The following is a 19,673-nucleotide window of genomic DNA, read 5'->3' as shown; positions in this document are numbered from 1 at the left end:
GATCAACAAGATTGTGCTCCGCCTCGGCCGGGAGTCGGAGGTCCCGGACGACAATTCTCTGGGCATGGAGAAGAAGTTCGACCGCCTTGGCCGCCTCGTCCTGTCTCGGGCCGATGAGCTTGTCGATACCGTGGACGGTTCGGCGCCCTTGGCGGAGGCTTTCGTGCGCGAGGCTGTCGCCTTTGCCACACAAGGTTCGCAAGACCAACGCCAACTCGCATTTGAACGAGGACTGGATAGTGCGCTCTTTGACGCGCGGTTTGAGTTCGCGGTCAGAAGCTGGGCGCTTCAATCGCCGGACATCCTTAAAGAGGTGCGGGCAGCAGACCGGCAGCGCCTCGATGCGCTCGCCCGGATGCTTATGCGGTTTGGATTGGGCGAGGCGTCGGCAGATGTCAGGGCCCGCACGATCTATCTCGTTCAGATCGGGTATATTTCGATGCAGACGCAGGAAGACATATCCGTCCGCATGAAGCGCATCCCCCAATACGTCGAGGTCTTTACCGGCCATCCCGCGGCCCAGAACGAGCTCGACCGCTTTTTTGCCCGGCACGGCTATGCCCAATAGCAATCCGGGAGGCAACGATGAGCGATCTGCCACAGATCGCGGTGACCGGCGCGCAGGGCATTAGCGCTCCGACGAGGAAAAATGGCGCTCAACGAAGCCATCGCCGATCGCGCGCTCAACAAAGGCGTCAAGGGCCGCGACCCTTGGGTTGCCAAAGCCGGGAAGCGCCATCGCCTGCTCGACTTTTTTGAACGCATCGGGGAGAATGCGGAAGTCCGGATCGCCGCCGAACGCGCTTTCGAGCGTTTCGCGTACGCCGGCCACAGCGTCGCCTCGCCCTTTTCTGAAATCGGTGAAACTCTCGGCCGGCGTTGCGGCGCGTTCGACTGCGGCGTGCTGCAACGTGGCTGTCAAATGCATGTCGTAGGCCGACCCGCGCGAGAGCACAACCGTATGGCCTTCCCGGTCGGCATCCTCGACGGTGACAATCGAACTCTCGCTCCTTACAGCGTAGGTCGCCTCGATAACGACATAGGGGCGCGTGAATGTGATCTTTTGAGCGCGCGTGGGATCGATCGCAAGGAAAGCGACGTCCCATATGTCACGGCCCACGTCGTCGAAAACCTTGCCGGCCCCGTCATAGACGACAGTTTCGAGCGTCGCGCCGATTTCGGTCGCCAGCCTTCGGGCCAGTTCGGGGCTGATGCCGCCAAGCCGGCCGCCTTCAATGTGCACCAGCGCTCTGTTTCCGGTGTTGATCGCAGCGCGAAGGCGTCCGCTTCGCGCGAGGGTTTTGAGGTCTTCAGGCATCGAGAAGCTGCGCATCGGCGGCGCTCACGCCGAAGCCGGTCCGTATGCCGACCGTCGGCACGCTCCCGCTGTCGAGGAGCGCCGAGGAGACGACGGCGGGATCGAGGAAAAGATTGAGCGACATGAACGGCGCCTCGGTGATCCGCCACGCGGTTCTTCATATCGGCGCCTATCTGTGATCGAGCCTTGAAATCTCTGTTTGGTCGCGTTTCCGGACGGAAAACCGGCTTCCACTTTTCCTGGAAACGCTTTATGCGAAAGGAATTCACATGCAAAAACGTAAACTGGGTGCAAGCGGACCGGACGTCTCCGCGATCGGCTATGGTGCGATGGGCATCAGCGTCGGCTATGGCTCCGAGGGTACGCAAAACGGCATTGAGATTATCAGGCAGGCCTTCGATCTCGGCGTCACCTTGTTCGATACCGCGGAAATGTACGGATGGGGCGAGAACGAGAAGATTGTCGGGGAAGCGGTCAAGCCTTTCCGCGACGATGTCGTTCTGGCCACAAAATTTGGCTTCACCCCTCAGTTCGGGCGCAACAGCAGGCCCGAGCACATTCGCAAGGTCACCGATAATAGCCTGCGCTTTCTCGGTGTCGATCACATCGATATCCTCTACCAGCACCGCATCGACCCGGACGTGCCGATCGAAGATGTGGCCGGTGCGGTCAAGGATCTCATCTTAGAAGGAAAGGTCAAGTTTTTCGGCTTGAGCGAAGCCGGCCCGCAGACCATGCGCCGGGCGCATGCCGTTCAGCCAGTGACGGCGCTCCAGACGGAATATTCGATCTTCGAGCGGACGTTGGAAACGCTGTTGCCGACAACACGCGAACTCGGCATCGGGGTCGTTGCCTATTCGCCTCTGGCACATGGGTTTCTGACCGGCGCGGTAAAGCCGGCCGCCGAATATGAAGAGGGCGATTGGCGCCGAACCTTCCCCCGCTGGCAGCCTGGCAATTATGAAAAGAACGTGGAAGCCGCCCGGCAATTGGCTCTGCTTGCGCAGGACAAGGGGACCAGTTTGTCGCAACTTGCTCTCGTCTGGCTGCTGGCGCAGGGCGACGATATCGTCCCCATCCCGGGAACCCGTCGCAGCGAACGGCTGAAGGATAATTTGCAAGCCGCGGAGCTGAGCTTGACTCCGGACGATCTGGCCCGGATCGCCGAGATTCTGCCGAACGGTGCGTTCGGCTCACGCTATGAGGAATATATGCTTCCCGAGTGGGTCTGATTGCAGGCCGGATGCGCCGTCGGATATGCGGCCTCCGCCGGGGCTGTTCGTCAAGCGTTTTTCCTGTAGCGCCGCTGTCGCCCCTTCGGTGGGATATCGCCTGGTTCGTCAATATCGTGAACAACGCTGTCGTGCGGCCAATCCAGCCAAGCGGTCGGCCCCCTCGTTCCGGCAAGCAATGCTCGTGCCCCGTTGTCTCCCGCGAGCAGCGACAAGGCTTCGAGATGTCGTTTGCCAAACAGTACAGGATGTCCCGGTATCTCTCCAAATCGTGGGCGGAATCTCGCGTGGTGGATCATCGGCACTGGGTTATCCGTGGCCGTTCCCTGGGCGGCCGCCCAAACACGATCTCAGTACATGGACGGTCACCGACGACTGGTCCGATCCTGTTCCGGTCACGGAGGCCGAAATCGAGGTGTTCGAGCAATGGTTCGGTGACCTGTTCGATGAACTCTTCGGCTCATCTGATCCTTGATAAACCCGGCAATGTGCCGTATATAATCGAGGAAAGGAGTTTAGCCATGCCCAGACCCGCAAGCGAAGTGGAAACCGCCCGCCTTGAGGCACGTGTGCCCGTCCATGTCTATGAGCAGATGCAGCGCGCAGCCAGGCTGCGCGGTATGACGCTGACAGGCTATCTCATTGCCACGGCAGGCGAGGATGCCCGTCGCGCCGTCGAGGAAGCCGACGTGCTGCGTCTCGCGACTGAGGATCAGGTGCGCTTTGCCAAGGCGCTGATTGATCCGCCCGCGCCCAATGCACGCCTGAAGCGCGCAGCGAAACGTCATGCTGACCTGATTACCCCCCGGTGAGTGCAAGGTTTGCGATAGAGGCGCTGACCAAGGCTCACCAGCGCAAGACGTTCTCGTGCGGCAATGAGCGGATAGACCGCTATTTCCGCGAGGCGGTCACGCAGGACATCAAGCGCCGATACGCGACCTGCTTTGTCGCTCGTGACCTTGGAACCGACCGAGTCGCGGGTTTTTACACGCTGTCATCGAGCAACGTGCCGCTCACGGCCGTGCCCGAGCCGTTGGCGAAACGCCTGCCGCGTTTTCCGACCGTCCCAGCGGTGCTGATCGGCTGGCTTGGACGGGACCAATCCTATTCAGGGCTTGGACTCGGCGAGGCATTGCTGTTCGACGCGATCAAAACGGTCGCCGAAGCGCCGATAGGTGCTCATGCCATATTCGCCGACGCCATCGACGGGAAGGCGGCGGCCTTCTACGCGGCTTTCGGTTTTACGGCGCTGAGTGACCGGCCCAACACGCTTTATCTGCCTGTCGCGACGACGGAGCGCCTTTTGTCGGGAGAAGCCTCATGACCAATTCAACCGTACCGTTGCGCGCTGCCCTGTACCTGCGCGTTTCCGCCAGCCGTCAGGCCGAGCATGCTGTCTCCATTCCCGACCAGAAGCGGCAGGGCGAAGCCTATTGTGAGTCGCGCGGCCTGCAATTGGTCGAGACTTTCATCGAACTCGGCGCGACCGCCACCAAGAACTCGCCCGCACTGCCCTCTACGAGGCGGCGCATTCGCTGCTGGTGCGCTCGAAGAAATGGTCGAGCCTTAGGGCGTGGGGCATGAACATCGCCAGACGCTGCGGCATGGCGCGGGCCCGCGTGGCCGTGGCCCGCAAACTGTCCGTCATCCTGCACCGCATGTGGGCTGACGCAACCGAGTTCAGTTTTGGAAAGGAGCCTGCCGTACTGGCGGTGTGAGCCGAGGCAGATCAAAGGAGCAAGAAGAACAAAGCTTTAGCCCAAAAGGGCGACGCCCGGACCGTTCCGTGGGGCCGATGGGCGAGGCGATCTCGTTGAGAGTCCCGAACCTGCCGAACCAAGGTTCGCAAGGTCGTGAAACAGATTGAGACGCCTCGCTCTCCTGACTCCATTATGCGGCGGCCCAGCGCCGACCGCGAAGAGAAGCGAGTGACCCGCGGAACGGTCCAGGAAAAAACCGCAGGAGCACCTTGACCACAACGACCCCAATCAGAGAAGGCTCTTATATGCAAATTAGGATAGCAACATTTGAGCCGCGGAGCCTAATGTCAGCCGATGATCTTGAGTGGCGTAAGTGTCCGTCCAGGAACGTTGTGAACCGGTAGAATAGGTTAGCGGCTTTGGGTTGTGCGGTCGGGATCGGGTAATGTTGCCTTGTCTGGCGCCGATTTGAGAAGGAAGGTGCCGATGTGGACTGTCGAGAATCGCACCCGCTACAACTGTGACCGGCTGCGCTATCCGAGCGGCCCGTCCGAGATCTTCAATTCCGATCAGGGATCCCAGTTCACCGGCACCGGCTTCACCGACGTTCTGCAAGATGCCAAGGTGAAGATCTCCCTGGATGGCCGCGGCTGCTGGATCGACAACCGCATGATCGAGCGGTTCTGGCGATCATTGAAGTGCGAATGCGTCTATCTGAATACCTTCGAAACCGGTTTGGAGGTCCGCAGCGGGATCAGCTTTTATAAGGAAAGACGCCCGCGCTGATCACATGGGCTGCTGACCCCGGACGAAGCAATCGATACCAGGCGTAGGCCATCAGCGCGGAGCAGAACCAAGGGCTTGCAGGCACAACCCGATGAGCAAACAGCCGCTACCCCACATAGGCGGCTGTCAAGCTCCAGTCGCTTCTGATTCCTCAATTAATGCGTTTGCCCATGATTGGATAGGCATATGAAGTTATATTGCATATTTATAGATTGACAATTTCACGCATTTTGCCTATTATTTAATATGCTAGATAACCTCTTTTGCCTATTGGATAATGTGCAATGAGCGTCAAAAGTACAGCCAGAAAGCAATATGTGCAGATCGTAGATCGCACTGCGCGGCAGCTTGAATCCCTTAGGAAGCCTTCTGAAGGATGGCTCTCCGTGCTGCGCAAGGCGCTTGGTATGTCCGGGGCGGAGGTTGCCGCGCGTGCGGGTGTAAGCCGCAATGCCGTCTATCAGGCCGAGCGCAATGAACGCGACGGTGCGATCACGATCAATCAGATGCACAAACTCGCCGAAGCGATGGGCGGGCGTTTCGTCTATGCCATCGTCGCCGAGAGCGGCCAAGTCGAAGACATTATTCGCACCCAGGCGCGCCGCAAGGCTGAGGCGCGGATAATGCGCGCCAGCGCTCATATGGCTCTGGAAAAACAATCGCTAACGACTGAGCAGACAGCGCAGCGCATTGAGGATCTTGCCGACGAATTTATCCGGGATATGCCGCCCGGCTTCTGGGAGGTGAAATGAGGTTCGAAGAACCGGACGGTGCAAGGCCCCTTGATCCTGATGAAATGCAGGGCTTGAAATTCCCGCATGTGACAACGCGCGGCGAACTCGACGAACTGGAGCAAGCCAACGTCGAGCAAGGCCTCGCCTGGATTGCACGGCGGCGCGGCGGATCAGTCTTTGATGGTGGCTTTATCAGGACGTTGCACAAAAGGCTTTTTGGCGATGTCTGGTCATGGGCAGGAGAATATCGCCTGACCGAGAAAAATATCGGCATCGATCCGTTTCAGATTCCCGTACAGCTTCGCTCGCTGCTGGGCGATGCATCCTATTGGGCGGAACACGGGGTTTTCCCGCCGCTCTAAGCTGCCGTGCGCTTTCATCATCGCATGGTGCAAATTCATCCATTTCCGAATGGCAATGGCCGCCATGCCCGTATTGCTGCCGATATCCTGCTTGAAGACGTTTACGGGCATCCACCGATAGCCTGGGCAAGCGGCTTTGATCTACAGGCCGACAATGAGCGGCGCGATGCCTACATTGCCGCCCTGCGTGCTGCGGATGGCGGCGACATTGGCCCGCTACTGGCCTTTGTCGGAGCCGAAGAACAGTAACGGCTCGCACGATTGCCGGCCGCTGACGGTCAGGCCCGAAGGTAAAGGCGGCCGTTCCCACGGTTGGCGCCGCGGAACGGCCTGACCCGTCCGCGACAGGATAGCGCTTAGGGCTAACCATACGTTGTGAAGGATAGTTGGCTACGGCGTCAAGGATTGCAGGTACAGGTCTGGAATTCAATGGCACCCTCCAAGGATTGTCGGCCGCAACAAAGCCGTCCACGCCACTATTCCCGGTCCAGTCCGCGCCGGTATGAAGCGCTTCGTTTTTCTCGCTCGGTAATGAAAGTCATTAGGGTCGATTTTCTGCAGCAGATCGTCGACCCGATACGAAAAACGGGCAGATGATCCTGCTCGGCGGCGTGATAAACTTGTCGCCGCGACATCCCCAGGAAAGCCGCGATGGCTTCCGCGCCATATATCAAATCGTCGCTCAATTCATAATGGGAATCTTCCATGCCGGCATCTCCATTTACCGGTGGCTAAGCCAACCTCCAACGAAAGGCGGCGTGAGCTCTGCCGCCGGTTACGAACTTGAGAAGGGATGCTGCCGACCATGCGCTGACGGCAAGTCTGGTGAAACCAACGCTTCCGTTGCCTATAGCCTTGGACGACACAAGAAACTCGCTATGCATAGCTACGAAGCGCGCGCCTACGCTTTTGCTGGTTTGCATATATATCGAAGAGCCAGGGTGCAGGACGATCCTGTCCGGGCGAACTGTCGCCAATGCCGAAATCCTGCCGTCCTCGTAGCGCAGACGTGTACCCGCTGCGAACGTGCGGGTGGTGAGCGCCGTCCCGGCGCTGGGAAGGGGCACCTCGGTTCCGATCACTTCTTCGGCTGGTCCCTTGATGGCAATCGGTGCCATCGGCCAACCCTCGGCGCTGGAGCAAACAGAAAAATGATCCGCGTCATTATCCAATACGCGTTCGGCGGTTCTGATGAGATGAAGGAGTGTTCGCAGGTCCGCATCCAATCGAGCTCGCACGTGAGACTGCCCGACACTCCTTTGTTCGAAGGTCGTCGCGGCCAGAGCGTTTCCTTCGGACACCCACGCCGACGCGAACCGCCCCTCAAGATAGCGCCTCTCGGGAAGCGCCCATTGCACGGTCGCGCCGAAACCGGCGACGACACGCGCGGGTATGATAATCGGTGCCGAACGGTGCTTGCGGACACGATCGATGACACAGCCTTCGCCAATTCTGGCAACCGATCCCGTTTCGTTCTCGACGCGGTATATTCCCCGTTGGCCCAGCCAGCTCCCGAAGCGCGGATCCTCGATCGCGCAAACCGGGAGCACAAGTGCAGCTACTGATCGGTCCGCCGCAATGAGTGTCAAGCCATGGACCGGAATCCGGTAAGGTATGTGTAGCCAGACACCATCGCCGCTCTTCATATGGGTCGCAGTAAGGCCGAGAGAATCCGTGATCATTCAAGCACTCGTCCGGAAAGAACCGTAACGCGCGTCAAGCGCGCGTTACTGTCGACAACCAGCACTCCAAGCCACTTGGGCGGGCGCCGGGCGGTTGTGGGGTATGTGCTGGCTAGAGAGAGGCGCTCGTGCGCCGACTGGAGGATCGCCTGAGGACCAGAGGGGGCATGGTAACATCTCCTGTTTTAGCTTCGGCAAGCGCCATCAGAATGGAGAGATGCGCCAACAACTCTGCAGTCCTCTTGCCAAAAGGCATCGGCACAAGCCATTTCGTGCGTACAACGCAGCAGTATATCGCGCGTAGAGCGCAGCAGTAATACTGTACGGCATTCGAATTCAATTTTGAACAGGAAGTATGGGGTGCATTTGAAATGGAGCGTAACGGCCGGAACCTCCGGAATTGCCTGCCTCCGTCCTGAACGGCGAATGGCGCCTCGGTGGGAGCGCCCGAACCTAGCTTTTCTTCGGGCTGCAGTCGCCGTTGTGCCGGCCAGACTCGGAATGATGGCGAGGCATCGGCAATGTTTCCAACCATGCGCACGGCCGAGGACATAACGGACAGGAGTGCCTGTTACAGCGGAAGTGCCTGCTGTTAAGCCTGGCGCATGGGCACTCACGGAGGGCGAAATGGCCAACCATGTCGCCGGCGCAAAAAGCAGAGCTACCGTTAGCCTCTGGCTCCGACCCGGTATCCGTCCCAATTCCGCAACGGTTCGCCTGGGCACGGAGGTGCTGCAATGACCGGCAAGACCAGCACGGGGACCGATACCGCATTCGCATTCTCCGACGACGACAAGGCCGCGATCCGCATGCGGGCGCTTAGGATGGAACAGATACTTGACGGCGCTCTGCCCAGGACCGCGGAACTGCTCGAGGGCCTGCCGCCGTGCAAAACCGATCTGCAGGCCGACGTCATGGCCTATATCGATGCCTGGCGACTCCAACGGACCGGCGGTGCCGAGCCGGACGGGGGTTTGGCGGTGGCGCTCGAGGCCGCCCGTGCGGACGCCTCCCGCGACGCGATCACCGCATTGCGCGCGGCGCTCGAAGGCGAACCCTTCGCAGTCGACTTCATCCTGCGCTGCGATATCTGGCTTGCCGCGCTGGGAGAGCCCGACGGCCACGCCCGGACCGTCCGGGCGGCGTTGGACCCCGGATCCGACCGGGAGCGAAGCGGGATTCCACGCCTGTGCCGCATCGCGTTCGCCATCGGCCTGACATGGCGGCGCAGCGCCGGCGGTTATGCGCCGGACGACGCGTCCGATCCCGTCTCCTACGGGGCCGTCCAACTCCAGCCGCTCATCGATCTGGTGCGGCCGCTGTTGCCCGCGCTGATCGATGGCGATGCGGCCGCCCTGCTCAAACTCATTGCGGATGAGAAGCCAGAAAGGCAGGACGCGAACACTGGCGCGCTGGATGGGACCGACGCGACACACGGTACCCTCACGGCTCTTCGGAGAGACGCCGACGAGGACGATACCGGTGCGGGGCGCGTCCCGAGGCGGGTCGTCGTGCCGGCGCTGCCCGAAGGCGGCTCCGGAGGCACCAAAGACATCCGCAAGAGCTGGAGGGGGCTGGCCGGTAGGCCGCTGCCGCTGGTGAGCCGTGGCGACGTCGCCGGTCACCGCAGGGCACTGGTCGAGCGCTGGCCGCATGCGGCGGACGTGATCGACATCGTCCTCGGCGACCTGGCGGCAAGCGAGGCAGTGCGGTTCCGGCCCACGCTGCTCACCGGTGAACCCGGCTCCGGGAAATCCTCCCTCGTCCGCGCCATCTGCGGGCAGGTCGGGTTGCCCTGCCAGCTGGTGCCCATGGCGGGGTTGGCCGATGCGTCGATGATGGGCACCTCGGCGCAATGGGCCACCGCCCGCGAGAGCGCTCCGCTGCAACTGGTAAAGACATCGAGGACCGCCTCGGTGGCGATGATCTGGGACGAGATCGAGAAGGCCGGCGACGGCCGGCACAACGGCAACGCCATCGAGGCCCTGTTGCCGATGCTGGAGATCGAGCAGGCCAGAAAATACCGAGACCTCGCGCTCGAAGTAGAGGTCGACCTGAGCATGGTGTCGCACTTCGCGACGGCGAATTCGACCCAGGGAATCCCCGGCCCGGTGAGGGACCGCTTCCGCATCCTGCAGATGCCGGAGCCGGGCTGGCAGCACCTCGGTCCGCTCACCCGCCAGATCATCGACCGGATCGCCGTCGAACGCGGGGTCGATCGCCGCTGGTATCCCGGCCTCGCCGAGGACGAACTCGATCTTGTGCGGCAGGTATGGCCGGGCGGATCGATCCGGCAGCTCACACGCATCGTCACTATCCTGGTCGACGGACGCGACAGGCTGATGGGGCGGTGTTGATGACGATCGCCTAGGAAACACGCGCGGCCGCACCGGCCGATCTCGAAACGCGACGGGCGGGCAATGTGTCGACGCAGGCCTACGCTCCCGCGGAAGTCGGGAGCGCTGCAACCGGGATATGCCGGTCACGATCCGCCATAGGAAGACATCGCGGAGGCCGCTCGACCGCCGCGTCCTGGTGGACATCGTCGTGCGGATGTGCGGCGGGATCACCATCCACGAAGTTCACAAACCAGGTGTCGCCGACGACTGGTGGGAGGTGCTCGGTGATTGGGTGGATGCACAACGGGGTTTCAAATGAGTGATGACAACGACAACAGCGCACTGCGCGATCTCGACTGGTTACTAAACCGCATGAGGCCGCTACTGGCCGAGTTCCATGCGATCATCGATCGGGCATTTGCCGACGATCCGGCCATGCACGGCTGGCGGGCCACGGACTTTGCACTCGACGTCGAGACCGGGGCGATCCGGCCGCGGCTGACGGGCGTTCCCGAGGGACACGGGGTGCATCCGGATCACCCGCGATACTGGATGCCGGCCCGCCGCCCCACGGTCGAACTCGCCGCGCGCACGCTTGCCCACCGGTCGCGCCGTTTCGACGGCCATCGGGTAATGCCCGTGGACGCGGACTGGAAGGACGATCTCCGAGCGCAGCATCCGGGGATGTTCGAGTGCGAGATGTCCGTGGGGTCTGGCTGGGCGGACCTCATTCGGGCGTATGTCGAAATGCGAGGAGAGCGCGGCGAGGTGCCGAGGTTCGTGCAGATCAAGGAGAAATTCGGCAGTTTGAGGCTCTACGAGAGCGGTATGAGCAGCGGTCTCCAGCAAATCGCCGATCACCTCTCGATGTGCATCTGCGAAGAGTGCGGAGCCCCTGGCGAGCTGCGCGCCGGCGGCTGGGTTCGCACGCTGTGCGATGATCATGCGGAGCGGCGGCGATGAGCGATGTCCGTGTCATCGCCGGCGGTGCGGTCGTTGCCGATACGCTTCGCGCATTCGATGCAGCAGTCGCTGATCCGAAGGCCTTACTCATCGCGATCCCGGTGCCGGAGCGGAGGAGGGTGGTTGTCTATCGCAAGCTGATCACCAAGATGGTCCGCGAGGAATACGGTCTCGAAGAGGAGGTTTATGTCGCTGACGGGCGGGTTCTTCTCGCGCGGAGTCTGGGTGGCCGGGAGCGGAGGTGAAGCATGGCCCCTGCCAACCCGTCCGCATCATCCCGCACCGGCCCGGGACTTCTGGCGCGCATCGCCCGCCACCGTACCGCGTGGCGCGGCTATGACCACCTGGTGCCCCGTGCCGATCCTCTCGACCGGCGCTTTCTCCCTGGCGCCGCCGCTGATCTCGGCCGCTGGCAGCGTCTCGAATCGGAATATCGGTTGTCGCTCATTGCCCATCCTGTCCGGTCTTTCGATGAGGCGAGGATGAAGGCTCGCTACATGCTGACTTACCCGGGCAGCGACTACCTGATCAGCGGGCCCGAGGAGTTGGCCCTCTTCCTCCGGGCGATGGAAATGCCCGGCGGCCCCGCCAGCCGCCACCGTCCGGGGGCCATATCACCATAAGGGGCAGGGATCGGGCGTGTACGACGAGCCGGTGACCTAGCCGTTGGGGATGAGGTCGGTTTTTTCGGCAAAATGCACCGCGGCGACTGCACCGATAGCAACGATCATCAACGGCACAAGGCTGGCACTGAACCAGGCATTGGGTGTACGAAATCCCGCGAAGATCGCGTAATTGGCGGCGAGGTTGATTGAATGGTTTGGTTGTGGGTTCTGGGTGAGGCTATGCCATGATGTCGGCGCGTGCCTGCGTGAAAGTGTCTTTAAGGCCCGCGTAACGGTTGCCAAGACCGTCAAGGCAATAAGCGTTCAGGAATTGCCGTCCGGCAAATAGCGTTCGGTCGGCTGGGCTCAAATCGGCCTCGGCACAGGTATCAGACCAGCGCTTCGCGAGGGCCACTATTTGTTCTTCGATGATTGAAGCTGCTTCGCCTTCGCTTAAGTGATAGTCAGGTGCGGCAGCAAGGCAGGTTGCCAGCGTGCTAAAGCGAGCATCCCCTTTGACCAGCATGGCTTGTGTTGCCTCGTTTCCGGTACGGCCCTGCGGGCAAATGTCATAAGCAGGTGTCAGGCTCAACGTTTTGCCATCCCAGAATGCGGCATGGTTTCGTGCATGATCGTCCGTGTTACCGCACAGGATGTTGAAGCAAATCCTGCCATATAATTCTTTCAGCGTATCTTTGGGATTGGCAAAGCGGTGGCGTATGATTTCGGCCAGTTCCTCATAGGAGGCGTAGCGAGCCATCATTTCATCGAGACCAAGCATTGTCAGTGCCGATACCATCGCGCGACGTGTCCAGCCGTTGCCAGATTTGATCCGGTCGAAACGCTCAATAAGCAGGACGTCTTTGTTCGCGGCGCGTGTCAGGGACACCGGCGCGACATTCAGGCCGCAATCGGCAGCCAGTCGCATCGCGATAAATTCGGCTTTCACGACGCTGTAGAGATCGTTGCTCGCTGAGAACTTGGCGATAAGTTTCTTCTCGCCATCGTCAATCATGGCTTTGGGGCGAGCACCGCCGATGGAGGTGCCGTGGTTCAAGGCCTGATCCAAAGCGGGCGTGAGAGGCAGGCCTTTTTCGATACGCTCCGCAGCGGCTAGCAGTTCGTCCAGTGAAGCGTCCACTGCCAAGCGCGGCACGTATTCCGTTGCAGATGTCTGAAAATCAAGCGCGCCGATACGGTCGGAGCCGGATTGCAGCAGGAAAGTGAGTTCACTGAAATGCGGGACATCCCCGGCGTCGGGTTTCTTACCTGTGAGCCTGTTTATGATGACACGTCGTCCCCAGGCGTCAGGCGAGCCGTCCCGGATACAACTTGCCATCGAAAGGCCATTTAGCGGTTCGATCAGTCCTATGCGGAGCGGAAGTTCAGGCTCGTAGATCGGAACGGCATTTTTGCGGTTGCGATAACTTGCGCCATAGGTGAAGAACAACCGATCGCGATCCTTTGTGAGGCGACCGGCAACGACGGGTTCCGTTTCATCGGGCAACCAGATCCATACAAAGGCTTCGTTCGGTTCTTTGAAATCAGAAGTCATCATCGACCTCCTGTTTCGCAGGACGGACGCTTTGCGGGATCAATGTCAGCTTTTCCTGTAGTCGCGCATCGTGCATCGCAAGCAATCGGCTGTCGGGTTCAAACAGATGGACACCGACAAGGGTAGCGACCTCGAAAACAATTCCGATCTCCGGACCGGGCGCGCCTTTTTCGATATTGTAGAGCGTGGTGCGGCTAATTCCGGCACGGTCGGCCAACTCCTGCGCTGTCATGCCCCGTTCCGTCCGCCCAACGCGGATCAGCTTGCCGAGGATCGACAAGGCGTGACGTGTCACACGTGAGTAGCTTCTTTTGCGCTTCATGGTTCGATTCTTGTGTCCGTTTAAATGAACACGAGGCCTCTCATGTCCATTCCACTGAACATTGTGGTGTAAATCAGCATCTTTGTCAAATAAGTGTCCATTAAAATGGACGTAAGTGCTCTGATGTCCAGTTATATGGACAGGCAGTGCATCGCCTGTCCCATCAGTGGATCGTCTCAATGACCTTTTAGGACCTCACGAAGGACCCTTCGAGACCTTCGTGTTCAGCGAGCTTCGTAAGATCGCATCCCGGAGCGATCAGAGGTGTTCGTTCTCGCATTCCCGCGATAAAGACAGGAACGAGGTCGATCTTGTGTTGGAGAACCGGCGCGGAGAGGCCGTTGGGATCGAGGTAAAGGCGTCAGCTACGGTTTCCGCCGGCGAATTCTCCGGCATGCGTGCGCGGCGCTTTTCCGGGTGGGGTCAGCCTCGAGGTGATCGAGTGGATGCGGAACGGTGATGCGGCGTAGAATCAGGTATGATATTTCCATGAGTCCATGGCAAGATCGGGCAGATCAAACTCACCGCGAACCTTCTCAATTCCCTGTCATCGGGGACTATTCTAGAGTCGATCATCGCCCCATATATAGGGATGGCGCTCGGTACCATGTAGCCGCTCGGGAGCATCGTAGGCCTCTCGGCATTTGGATTTGTATTGGGCCTTGTGCTACATTTGATTGCGCGCCGGAGACTGGCGCAGCTAGGTTGATGCGAAACGCTATGACTGAACTCGTATTCTGGCTTTGGGCGCCCGCGCTCCTGATCGCCGTGGCGCTGTTCGGCTTGGCCCTCACCCGACGGGACAAAATGCATCCGGGCGAGTAGCGCCGCCGGAACGCCCCGCACAAACCCGCTCAATAGCCTTCAAATTCGTTGCGGGGCCGACATGCCGCATAAGTAAATATGCAGGCAGGTTTCCTAAAAGCCCCACCCAAATCTTCCGCCAAAGCGACAAACGCCGATGCTAAGCAGGGTAGCGCCACGCGCCTATTCATCCAGAGGCACAGCACACGTGCCTGTGGAGTTCGTCATAAGCCCGGCGCAATAGCAAGCGCGGCCCTCTGGTCGGACAGCATATCCGGCCCTTCCGGCCTGCCGATAGCGCGATAATGCCCTCGAAGTGCCGAAATGGCGTCGCATTCAAATCCGAATCCATCTGAGACCAACGCCTCCGCCTGGAACGGAGATGTCCGAGCCCAAAGGATTCGTACGGCGCCAACGGATCGGGCGACCTCGGCCAGGCGGCGAGTTCAGTCGGCCAGTAATGAAACGGTGGCGCGTGACGGGTAAACAACGCGCCACCGGTCGTCGATAGGAGGCCGGAACGGCCCTAAGTGCGTTCCGGAATTCACGAGCGGGTCAGGGTGCAGGCGTGGTCACATCCGAGCCCAGAGGATACGCCAAGAATGCGGTATCAAATCCTTGGGTACATAATCCGGGTACAAGCTTGGGTACAAGTTCACTTGCATCCGTCTTGTATGTTGTTGAAAATAAAGAGAAATTACGACCGCGAGGGGAATGGTGGAGCTGAGGGGAATCGAACCCCTGACCTCGTCATTGCGAACGACGCGCTCTCCCATCTGAGCTACAGCCCCATTCCGGTGAGCGTCATATAACAAATTTTTCGACGCGCAAAGGGGAATTTCCTGCCTTCTGCCGTAGGGTCTTGAGAGCGCGTCCAGAAAAAGTGGGCACCATTTTTCGGTTCGGACGCGCGACAAAACAAGGAATTGGCCCACTACTGTCCGGTTGGCAGGGCCAGAGCGACAAGGCCCGGCAATGTACGGGTCGGATCGAACGCAAGGTTCTGGCAATTTTCCTCAAAGGTCGTCACCCACTCCGCAGCCGTCCGTTGGACATAGGCTACCCGCGCGGGCGTTCCCGAAATATCGATTCCCTCGGCTTGGTCTTGCGCATGGGCTGCCGACTCTAAAAAGTCATCGTCGACGAAATAATTGCATTCGGCGATCTCGATCTCACGCCAGGCAAGCAGCGCGACATCGACCAGATCGCGCGAGAGAGAGCGATTGAAATCGAGAAGCCGATCAAGGGAAGCCGCACCGCACGGAATCTGCAACGCGTCCGCGCGCATGTTGGCCACGACATCGGCAATATTTTCAACTTCCGCGGCGAGCGCCGACGTCATCTGCCGGAGACGGTACTCGGCGGCTGTCTGTTCGAGCGGAGTGAGATAGGTTGTCGTGTCGTCGAAAATCGCGCAGCGCGTCGTGAGTTGGGTTCCCACGACAATCGCGTAAAGATCCATCAGTTGCTGATCGAGCGCATCGGCCGGTTCGGGATCCTGGCCGAAGACGGGGGAGGCAAGTGTTGCGGCAACCACCGCTACGGCCAGGCACGGCCTGCCACTCATCATAATAGGCATAACTCCCGCATTTCGAATGCTCCCCATACACGCTTTCTTTGTGGCTGTTTCGCGATTTCGAAACCGTTCACGATTCGCCGCGGTGTTTCTCGCGCGCGGAGCGTTAAAGGTGCGTCAACCAGCGGTGATAACGAGTATTAACAAGTGGTTTATAGATGTGTGCCCAATTTGCAACATTCGCTTGGCAACCCTGTCCGCAAGTGCCTTCATGCGGCAATGGGATGTTGCGTGGGGCGCCGGTCTGACTAGAGTGAGCTTTGCGAATCCATGCATGGGATCGTTTGTCGGTCGCGGCGCGACGGCAACACACGACACCAACAAAAATGTGGTCGCGCTTCGACAAACCGCCGGATAAGTCCGGCAAACTGAATGACTGACTTTGGAGGTCAAATTATGAAACTTAAGAGCCTTCTTCTGGGTTCTGCAGCCGCTCTGGCCCTGTCGACGGGTGCCCAGGCCGCTGATCCGGTTGCCGAGTTCGTATCGCTCGACGTCTGCGATGCGTATGGCATCTCCGGTCTGACCGTTGCGTCGGACGACACCTGCCTGCTCATCTCCGGTGAAGTCGAGTACGACTACTGGTACGAAGAGGTCAACGGCACCACCAGCCGCGCGTCGCTTCTGGACTGGAACCTGAGCTTCGAAGCCACGACCCAGACCGACGCTGGTCGCGCTATCGCCGCGATCAAGCTGGTTGATGCTGAGGCAGTTGCTTGGAGCGACGCTGACGATGACGGTCTCATCGATGCTGGCGAAGCTGGCTTGATTCCGGGTGTTGCCATCGACGAGGCCTACGTTTCGTTCGGTGACACGACCGTGCTGACCGCTGGTTTGACGGGTTCGCTCTTCGGCCTCGCCAACGACCAGTACATCCTGTCCGACACCAGCTTGGTCGGCGATCCTGGCACCAGCGCCGTGTTCCAGGTCGTTTCCGATCTTGGCAATGGCTTGTCCGTTGGTGCGGCCATCGAAGCGCTTGCCGATGATCCTGGTGGAATCCTTGGTGGTCAGCAGACGGGCGGCCGCGCCGGTGTGGTCGTTGGTTATGACGATGGTTCGATCGTCGCCAACCTCGGTGCCTATGTCTACGATCTGTACAACACGATCGACAACGGCAGCGACACGCTGTGGGATGTCTATGCCGACGTCGCTACGTCCTTCGACATCGTCAGCATCTATGCCGACATCGCTGCCGGTTACGGTGATGCCAACACCGGTATCGCTGGCAACGAAACCTACGTCCGTGGTAGCCTGAGCGGCGAAGTTGCTCTCGATATCGCAACCATCCGTGCTGGTGTTCGTGCTCTGTACGAAGACGGTTCGGGTAACACCGAAATCGCTGCCGGTGCTGGTGTGATGTTCGCGCTGACCGACACTGTCGATCTCGACGTTGCGGTGATCTACAACGACAAGAACACGGCACTTGACGACAACTTCAACACCTACCCGCTCTCGAGCGATCTGGGTGCTGACCGTGTCCACGGCATCGTGACCCTGTCCAACGCCTTCACCGACACGCTGTCCGGCAGTGTCTGGGCAACTGTTGCCTACGACACCAACGCCAGCCAGGTTGACGGCTACGGCGCCGGCGTGACTGCCGAATACGCTCCGGGCGGCGACTTCGTTCTCGATGGCGGCGCTGGCGTGTTCTACGACAACGTCAACTCCGAGACCGACTACGCTGTTCACCTCGGTGCGAAGAAGTCCTTCTAATCGGGCTTAGTCGATATACAAAAGGGAAAGGGTCCGGTTCGCCGGGCCCTTTCTTTTTGTCCCGGCTCACAGCCGCGAAGGTTACCTGACACGCAATCCTTTCTCCTTTGAACCCGGCAATTCCAACGGAGCGGCGTTTGTTCTCCAGATCGGGGGCGTGGCACGGAGAGTGCAAGGTGAAGGACATCCCCCGGTTCAGTTGGAATTGCTGCTTTGGACGGGTAGCGTCTGGCGGTACCGACGATATGATTGCGATGTCACCTATTACGAATCAGCCTCAAATGCCTGTCGCCGGAGTTATTTGATATTCATGCCGAACTATCCCCTGGTCGCCCTGCACACGCTTGCGCTGGCCGCTCTTCTTGCCTTGCCGGCAACAGCCGCCGCGGCGGCATCCGGTCACGATGCCTCGGATGCAGCCTCTGCCCATCGCGCCGGCGCGCTCATCCGCGTCGCGCAGTTTCAAGTGCTCGACACCGAGAGTGGAGAACGCGAAGCGGCTGAGGAAGCGGACGTCGATGTTTTCACCTGGCAGGCACAGAAAGACGGGTCGGGCATTGTTTTTACGGGCACTGTCCCCAGCACGGCTACACAATCCCTCATTGCGGTAACGACGAGTGGCGACGTCGACGACGACACGCACATCGGCACAGGCGCGCCCGACGGCTTTCTCATCGACGCACTTACCGGCCTTGATGCGCTTGCGGCTCTGGAAAAGGGATCGTTGCGTTACGCGGACGGCATGTGGGCGCTTCAGGGGCAACTCGCGCCGGGAGGGCGTGTCGACACGCTTGAAACCATTCTGGACCTGGCGGCGACGCCCCGCGAAGCATGGACCTTGGATATCGCCACGCAACCTGAAGACGATATGCAGGCCGATACGTCCGGCACGGCATCTGTTCCGGATAGGGATGAAGAGACAACGGCTACGGCAAGCGAATCTGTTGAGGACGCTAACTCCGGCGAGGTGATCGCGCCGGCCGGCGATGAGGAAAGTGCCGATGAGCGCACGACAGCGCCGTCCGAGACGGACGAGTCTACAAGCATCGGGGAACCGGATCCCGAATACCGGTTTTCCGCGCTCAAAAGATTCGACGGTACGCTAATGGTACAGGGCGATGTGCCCGACGCTTCAACACGGGCGCTGGTGATGCGGCTGGCAGGTGAAACCGGGCAGGGCAGCCTGGACGTCAATCCGCACGCGCCGCAGGATTTCGTAAGCGCGCTCTATGCGGGCCTTGCGGCACTCAACCATCTCGATCAGGGGCAATTGGCGTTCGCCAACGGAAATTGGCTGCTGACGGGTCGCGCGCGGATCGATACGCGGAAGAACGAGGCGCTCGCTACGCTTGCGCGGCTGGGCGGTGCGGAGCGGTTTCGTACCATGGTCACCGCGCCTTCGGCGTCTTCGGTGTGCCAGGCCGAGGTCGCCGCTTTCATGGCGGACAAATCCATCCTCTTCAACTCGGGCAGCGCCAACCTGACACCCGCATCCCTGGCTCTGCTGCCCGATATCGCGCAACTTTTGAGCATTTGCCCGCAAACCACTGTTTATGTTGAAGGTCACACCGATAGCGATGGCGGGCAAGCGCTCAATCTGCCCCTATCGGTTTCCCGCGCCGAAGCGGTTGTCGACGAACTCATAGCCCTTGGTGTCTCGGCTCGGCGCCTCTATGCTGTGGGATATGGGGCGAGTTTACCCATTGCGTCGAACGACACCGCCCAGGGCAAGCGGCAAAATCGGCGCATCGCTTTCACCTTCGAGGAGTAGTGGTGCTGCACAGCGATTTTGAAAGGTTGAACGACCTCGCCCTCCCTCCGCCGTCATCCTCGCGCTTGACGCGAGGACCCGCAAGCTCTGAGCAGCCCGAGCAGGAGTTGAGGGCTTTGAGCTTGCGTAGTGCACCCGACTTCTGCCGGGGACGCGGCGGCTCTGCGGGTCCTCGCGTCAAGCGCGAGGATGACGGAGTGTGGGGGAA

Annotated in this window: 23 protein-coding genes, 1 tRNA gene and 3 pseudogenes; 19 read left to right on the top strand and 8 right to left on the bottom strand. The window is 60.2% G+C overall.

The annotated features are described in order from the left end of the window. Positions 1-238: 238 nt before the first annotated feature. Positions 239-568 (top strand): annotated as a pseudogene (locus tag LG281_RS03825) (TetR/AcrR family transcriptional regulator); the annotation flags it as partial. A 60-nt stretch (positions 569-628) separates the two neighbouring features. Here LG281_RS03825 and LG281_RS03820 read toward each other — a convergent pair. Together LG281_RS03820 and LG281_RS03815 are read right to left on the bottom strand one after the other, a co-directional pair. After that, entirely contained in the window at positions 629-1,333 is a 705-nt protein-coding gene (locus LG281_RS03820; protein WP_404404517.1) for a transporter substrate-binding domain-containing protein, read from the bottom strand. Further along, positions 1,311-1,442: a hypothetical protein gene (locus tag LG281_RS03815; protein WP_404404515.1), complete on the bottom strand. Its 132-nt coding sequence runs from the start codon at positions 1,440-1,442 to the stop codon at positions 1,311-1,313. The genes LG281_RS03820 and LG281_RS03815 overlap by 23 nt, the downstream gene beginning before the upstream one ends. Before the next feature lie 145 nt (positions 1,443-1,587). On the opposite strand from LG281_RS03815, the gene LG281_RS03810 reads away from it, so the two are divergent. The 10 genes and pseudogenes from LG281_RS03810 (at position 1,588) to LG281_RS03765 (ending at position 6,381) form a co-directional block, all read left to right on the top strand. After that, entirely contained in the window at positions 1,588-2,550 is a 963-nt protein-coding gene (locus tag LG281_RS03810; protein ID WP_404404513.1) for an aldo/keto reductase, read from the top strand. Positions 2,551-2,821: 271 nt separating this feature from the next. After that, on the top strand, positions 2,822-3,025 hold the full coding sequence (locus tag LG281_RS03805) for a hypothetical protein (protein ID WP_404404511.1): 204 nt from the start codon (positions 2,822-2,824) through the stop codon (positions 3,023-3,025). Positions 3,026-3,071: 46 nt separating this feature from the next. Then, positions 3,072-3,362, top strand: a complete 291-nt coding sequence (locus tag LG281_RS03800; protein ID WP_404404509.1) for a DUF1778 domain-containing protein — start codon at positions 3,072-3,074, stop codon at positions 3,360-3,362. After that, complete coding sequence (locus LG281_RS03795; RefSeq protein ID WP_404404507.1) at positions 3,359-3,874, top strand: GNAT family N-acetyltransferase; 516 nt, start codon at positions 3,359-3,361, stop codon at positions 3,872-3,874. The genes LG281_RS03800 and LG281_RS03795 overlap by 4 nt, the downstream gene beginning before the upstream one ends. Beyond that, positions 3,871-4,134, top strand: a complete 264-nt coding sequence (locus tag LG281_RS03790; RefSeq protein WP_404404505.1) for a recombinase family protein — start codon at positions 3,871-3,873, stop codon at positions 4,132-4,134. Before LG281_RS03795 ends, LG281_RS03790 begins: the two co-directional genes overlap by 4 nt. Next, positions 4,047-4,268 (top strand): annotated as a pseudogene (locus LG281_RS03785) (IS110 family transposase); the annotation flags it as partial. The gene LG281_RS03790 and the pseudogene LG281_RS03785, both read left to right, overlap by 88 nt. Before the next feature lie 525 nt (positions 4,269-4,793). Next, positions 4,794-5,030: pseudogene (locus LG281_RS03780) on the top strand (IS3 family transposase); the annotation flags it as partial. 290 nt (positions 5,031-5,320) lie between these two features. Next, positions 5,321-5,788, top strand: a complete 468-nt coding sequence (locus LG281_RS03775) for a mobile mystery protein A (RefSeq protein ID WP_404404503.1) — start codon at positions 5,321-5,323, stop codon at positions 5,786-5,788. Beyond that, positions 5,785-6,132 carry a mobile mystery protein B gene (locus LG281_RS03770; RefSeq protein WP_404404501.1) on the top strand — a complete coding sequence of 116 codons (348 nt, stop codon included), beginning with the start codon at positions 5,785-5,787 and terminating at the stop codon, positions 6,130-6,132. Before LG281_RS03775 ends, LG281_RS03770 begins: the two co-directional genes overlap by 4 nt. 6 nt (positions 6,133-6,138) lie before the next feature. After that, positions 6,139-6,381, top strand: coding sequence for a Fic family protein (locus LG281_RS03765; protein ID WP_404404499.1), 243 nt, complete (start codon positions 6,139-6,141; stop codon positions 6,379-6,381). A 227-nt stretch (positions 6,382-6,608) separates the two neighbouring features. Here the strand turns inward: LG281_RS03765 and LG281_RS03760 are convergent, their stop codons facing one another. Both LG281_RS03760 and LG281_RS03755 read right to left on the bottom strand, forming a co-directional pair. After that, a complete protein-coding gene (locus LG281_RS03760) occupies positions 6,609-6,839 on the bottom strand; it encodes a DNA-binding protein (protein ID WP_404404497.1) in 231 nt (76 codons plus the stop codon). 24 nt (positions 6,840-6,863) lie between these two features. After that, positions 6,864-7,814 carry a hypothetical protein gene (locus LG281_RS03755; RefSeq protein WP_404404495.1) on the bottom strand — a complete coding sequence of 317 codons (951 nt, stop codon included), beginning with the start codon at positions 7,812-7,814 and terminating at the stop codon, positions 6,864-6,866. A gap of 737 nt (positions 7,815-8,551) precedes the next feature. Here LG281_RS03755 and LG281_RS03750 point away from each other — a divergent pair. From LG281_RS03750 to LG281_RS03730, 5 genes are all read left to right on the top strand, one after another. After that, the gene (locus LG281_RS03750; protein WP_404404493.1) at positions 8,552-10,171 is read left to right on the top strand and encodes an AAA family ATPase; all 1,620 of its coding nucleotides are present in this window, start codon (positions 8,552-8,554) and stop codon (positions 10,169-10,171) included. Between the two features lie 118 nt (positions 10,172-10,289). Then, the gene (locus LG281_RS03745) at positions 10,290-10,472 is read left to right on the top strand and encodes a hypothetical protein (protein ID WP_404404491.1); all 183 of its coding nucleotides are present in this window, start codon (positions 10,290-10,292) and stop codon (positions 10,470-10,472) included. After that, complete coding sequence (locus LG281_RS03740; RefSeq protein ID WP_404404489.1) at positions 10,469-11,116, top strand: hypothetical protein; 648 nt, start codon at positions 10,469-10,471, stop codon at positions 11,114-11,116. Before LG281_RS03745 ends, LG281_RS03740 begins: the two co-directional genes overlap by 4 nt. Further along, positions 11,113-11,361: a hypothetical protein gene (locus tag LG281_RS03735; protein ID WP_404404487.1), complete on the top strand. Its 249-nt coding sequence runs from the start codon at positions 11,113-11,115 to the stop codon at positions 11,359-11,361. Before LG281_RS03740 ends, LG281_RS03735 begins: the two co-directional genes overlap by 4 nt. Positions 11,362-11,364: 3 nt before the next feature. Further along, complete coding sequence (locus tag LG281_RS03730) at positions 11,365-11,739, top strand: hypothetical protein (RefSeq protein ID WP_404404485.1); 375 nt, start codon at positions 11,365-11,367, stop codon at positions 11,737-11,739. 220 nt (positions 11,740-11,959) lie between these two features. On the opposite strand, the gene LG281_RS03725 is transcribed toward LG281_RS03730, so the two are convergent. Beyond that, entirely contained in the window at positions 11,960-13,276 is a 1,317-nt protein-coding gene (locus LG281_RS03725) for a type II toxin-antitoxin system HipA family toxin (RefSeq protein WP_404406615.1), read from the bottom strand. Continuing rightward, positions 13,266-13,550 carry a helix-turn-helix transcriptional regulator gene (locus tag LG281_RS03720; RefSeq protein ID WP_404406613.1) on the bottom strand — a complete coding sequence of 95 codons (285 nt, stop codon included), beginning with the start codon at positions 13,548-13,550 and terminating at the stop codon, positions 13,266-13,268. The genes LG281_RS03725 and LG281_RS03720 overlap by 11 nt, the downstream gene beginning before the upstream one ends. A gap of 214 nt (positions 13,551-13,764) precedes the next feature. Here LG281_RS03720 and LG281_RS03715 point away from each other — a divergent pair, with 214 nt between their 5' ends. Further along, positions 13,765-14,058 carry a DUF4143 domain-containing protein gene (locus LG281_RS03715; RefSeq protein ID WP_404404483.1) on the top strand — a complete coding sequence of 98 codons (294 nt, stop codon included), beginning with the start codon at positions 13,765-13,767 and terminating at the stop codon, positions 14,056-14,058. Positions 14,059-15,117: 1,059 nt separating this feature from the next. Here the strand turns inward: LG281_RS03715 and LG281_RS03710 are convergent. Together LG281_RS03710 and LG281_RS03705 are read right to left on the bottom strand one after the other, a co-directional pair. Next, positions 15,118-15,193: transfer RNA gene (locus tag LG281_RS03710), tRNA-Ala, on the bottom strand. A gap of 143 nt (positions 15,194-15,336) precedes the next feature. Then, entirely contained in the window at positions 15,337-15,972 is a 636-nt protein-coding gene (locus tag LG281_RS03705) for a hypothetical protein (RefSeq protein ID WP_404404481.1), read from the bottom strand. A 402-nt stretch (positions 15,973-16,374) separates the two neighbouring features. Here LG281_RS03705 and LG281_RS03700 point away from each other — a divergent pair, with 402 nt between their 5' ends. Further along, positions 16,375-17,694: a hypothetical protein gene (locus LG281_RS03700; protein ID WP_404404479.1), complete on the top strand. Its 1,320-nt coding sequence runs from the start codon at positions 16,375-16,377 to the stop codon at positions 17,692-17,694. 310 nt (positions 17,695-18,004) lie between these two features. Continuing rightward, positions 18,005-19,465, top strand: coding sequence for an OmpA family protein (locus tag LG281_RS03695; RefSeq protein WP_404404477.1), 1,461 nt, complete (start codon positions 18,005-18,007; stop codon positions 19,463-19,465). Positions 19,466-19,673 lie beyond the last annotated feature (208 nt).

This window comes from Pelagibacterium halotolerans (assembly GCF_044811015.1).
In the GTDB taxonomy this organism is placed as follows: Bacteria; Pseudomonadota; Alphaproteobacteria; order Rhizobiales; family Devosiaceae; genus Pelagibacterium; species Pelagibacterium halotolerans_A.
This window is presented reverse-complemented; position numbering and strand designations above follow the sequence as displayed.

What these genes read in the sequence shown, in the direction of transcription:
- LG281_RS03745 (WP_404404491.1), top strand. Translation starts at nt 10,290, where the DNA reads ATGCCGGTCACGATCCGCCATAGGAAGACATCGCGGAGGCCGCTCGAC.
- LG281_RS03760 (WP_404404497.1), bottom strand. Translation starts at nt 6,839, where the DNA reads ATGGAAGATTCCCATTATGAATTGAGCGACGATTTGATATATGGCGCG.
- LG281_RS03705 (WP_404404481.1), bottom strand. Translation starts at nt 15,972, where the DNA reads ATGATGAGTGGCAGGCCGTGCCTGGCCGTAGCGGTGGTTGCCGCAACA.
- LG281_RS03790 (WP_404404505.1), top strand. Translation starts at nt 3,871, where the DNA reads ATGACCAATTCAACCGTACCGTTGCGCGCTGCCCTGTACCTGCGCGTT.
- LG281_RS03725 (WP_404406615.1), bottom strand. Translation starts at nt 13,276, where the DNA reads ATGACTTCTGATTTCAAAGAACCGAACGAAGCCTTTGTATGGATCTGG.
- LG281_RS03770 (WP_404404501.1), top strand. Translation starts at nt 5,785, where the DNA reads ATGAGGTTCGAAGAACCGGACGGTGCAAGGCCCCTTGATCCTGATGAA.
- LG281_RS03730 (WP_404404485.1), top strand. Translation starts at nt 11,365, where the DNA reads ATGGCCCCTGCCAACCCGTCCGCATCATCCCGCACCGGCCCGGGACTT.
- LG281_RS03695 (WP_404404477.1), top strand. Translation starts at nt 18,005, where the DNA reads ATGCCGAACTATCCCCTGGTCGCCCTGCACACGCTTGCGCTGGCCGCT.
- LG281_RS03700 (WP_404404479.1), top strand. Translation starts at nt 16,375, where the DNA reads ATGAAACTTAAGAGCCTTCTTCTGGGTTCTGCAGCCGCTCTGGCCCTG.
- LG281_RS03810 (WP_404404513.1), top strand. Translation starts at nt 1,588, where the DNA reads ATGCAAAAACGTAAACTGGGTGCAAGCGGACCGGACGTCTCCGCGATC.
- LG281_RS03775 (WP_404404503.1), top strand. Translation starts at nt 5,321, where the DNA reads ATGAGCGTCAAAAGTACAGCCAGAAAGCAATATGTGCAGATCGTAGAT.
- LG281_RS03735 (WP_404404487.1), top strand. Translation starts at nt 11,113, where the DNA reads ATGAGCGATGTCCGTGTCATCGCCGGCGGTGCGGTCGTTGCCGATACG.
- LG281_RS03820 (WP_404404517.1), bottom strand. Translation starts at nt 1,333, where the DNA reads ATGCGCAGCTTCTCGATGCCTGAAGACCTCAAAACCCTCGCGCGAAGC.
- LG281_RS03815 (WP_404404515.1), bottom strand. Translation starts at nt 1,442, where the DNA reads ATGTCGCTCAATCTTTTCCTCGATCCCGCCGTCGTCTCCTCGGCGCTC.
- LG281_RS03800 (WP_404404509.1), top strand. Translation starts at nt 3,072, where the DNA reads ATGCCCAGACCCGCAAGCGAAGTGGAAACCGCCCGCCTTGAGGCACGT.
- LG281_RS03740 (WP_404404489.1), top strand. Translation starts at nt 10,469, where the DNA reads ATGAGTGATGACAACGACAACAGCGCACTGCGCGATCTCGACTGGTTA.
- LG281_RS03750 (WP_404404493.1), top strand. Translation starts at nt 8,552, where the DNA reads ATGACCGGCAAGACCAGCACGGGGACCGATACCGCATTCGCATTCTCC.
- LG281_RS03755 (WP_404404495.1), bottom strand. Translation starts at nt 7,814, where the DNA reads ATGATCACGGATTCTCTCGGCCTTACTGCGACCCATATGAAGAGCGGC.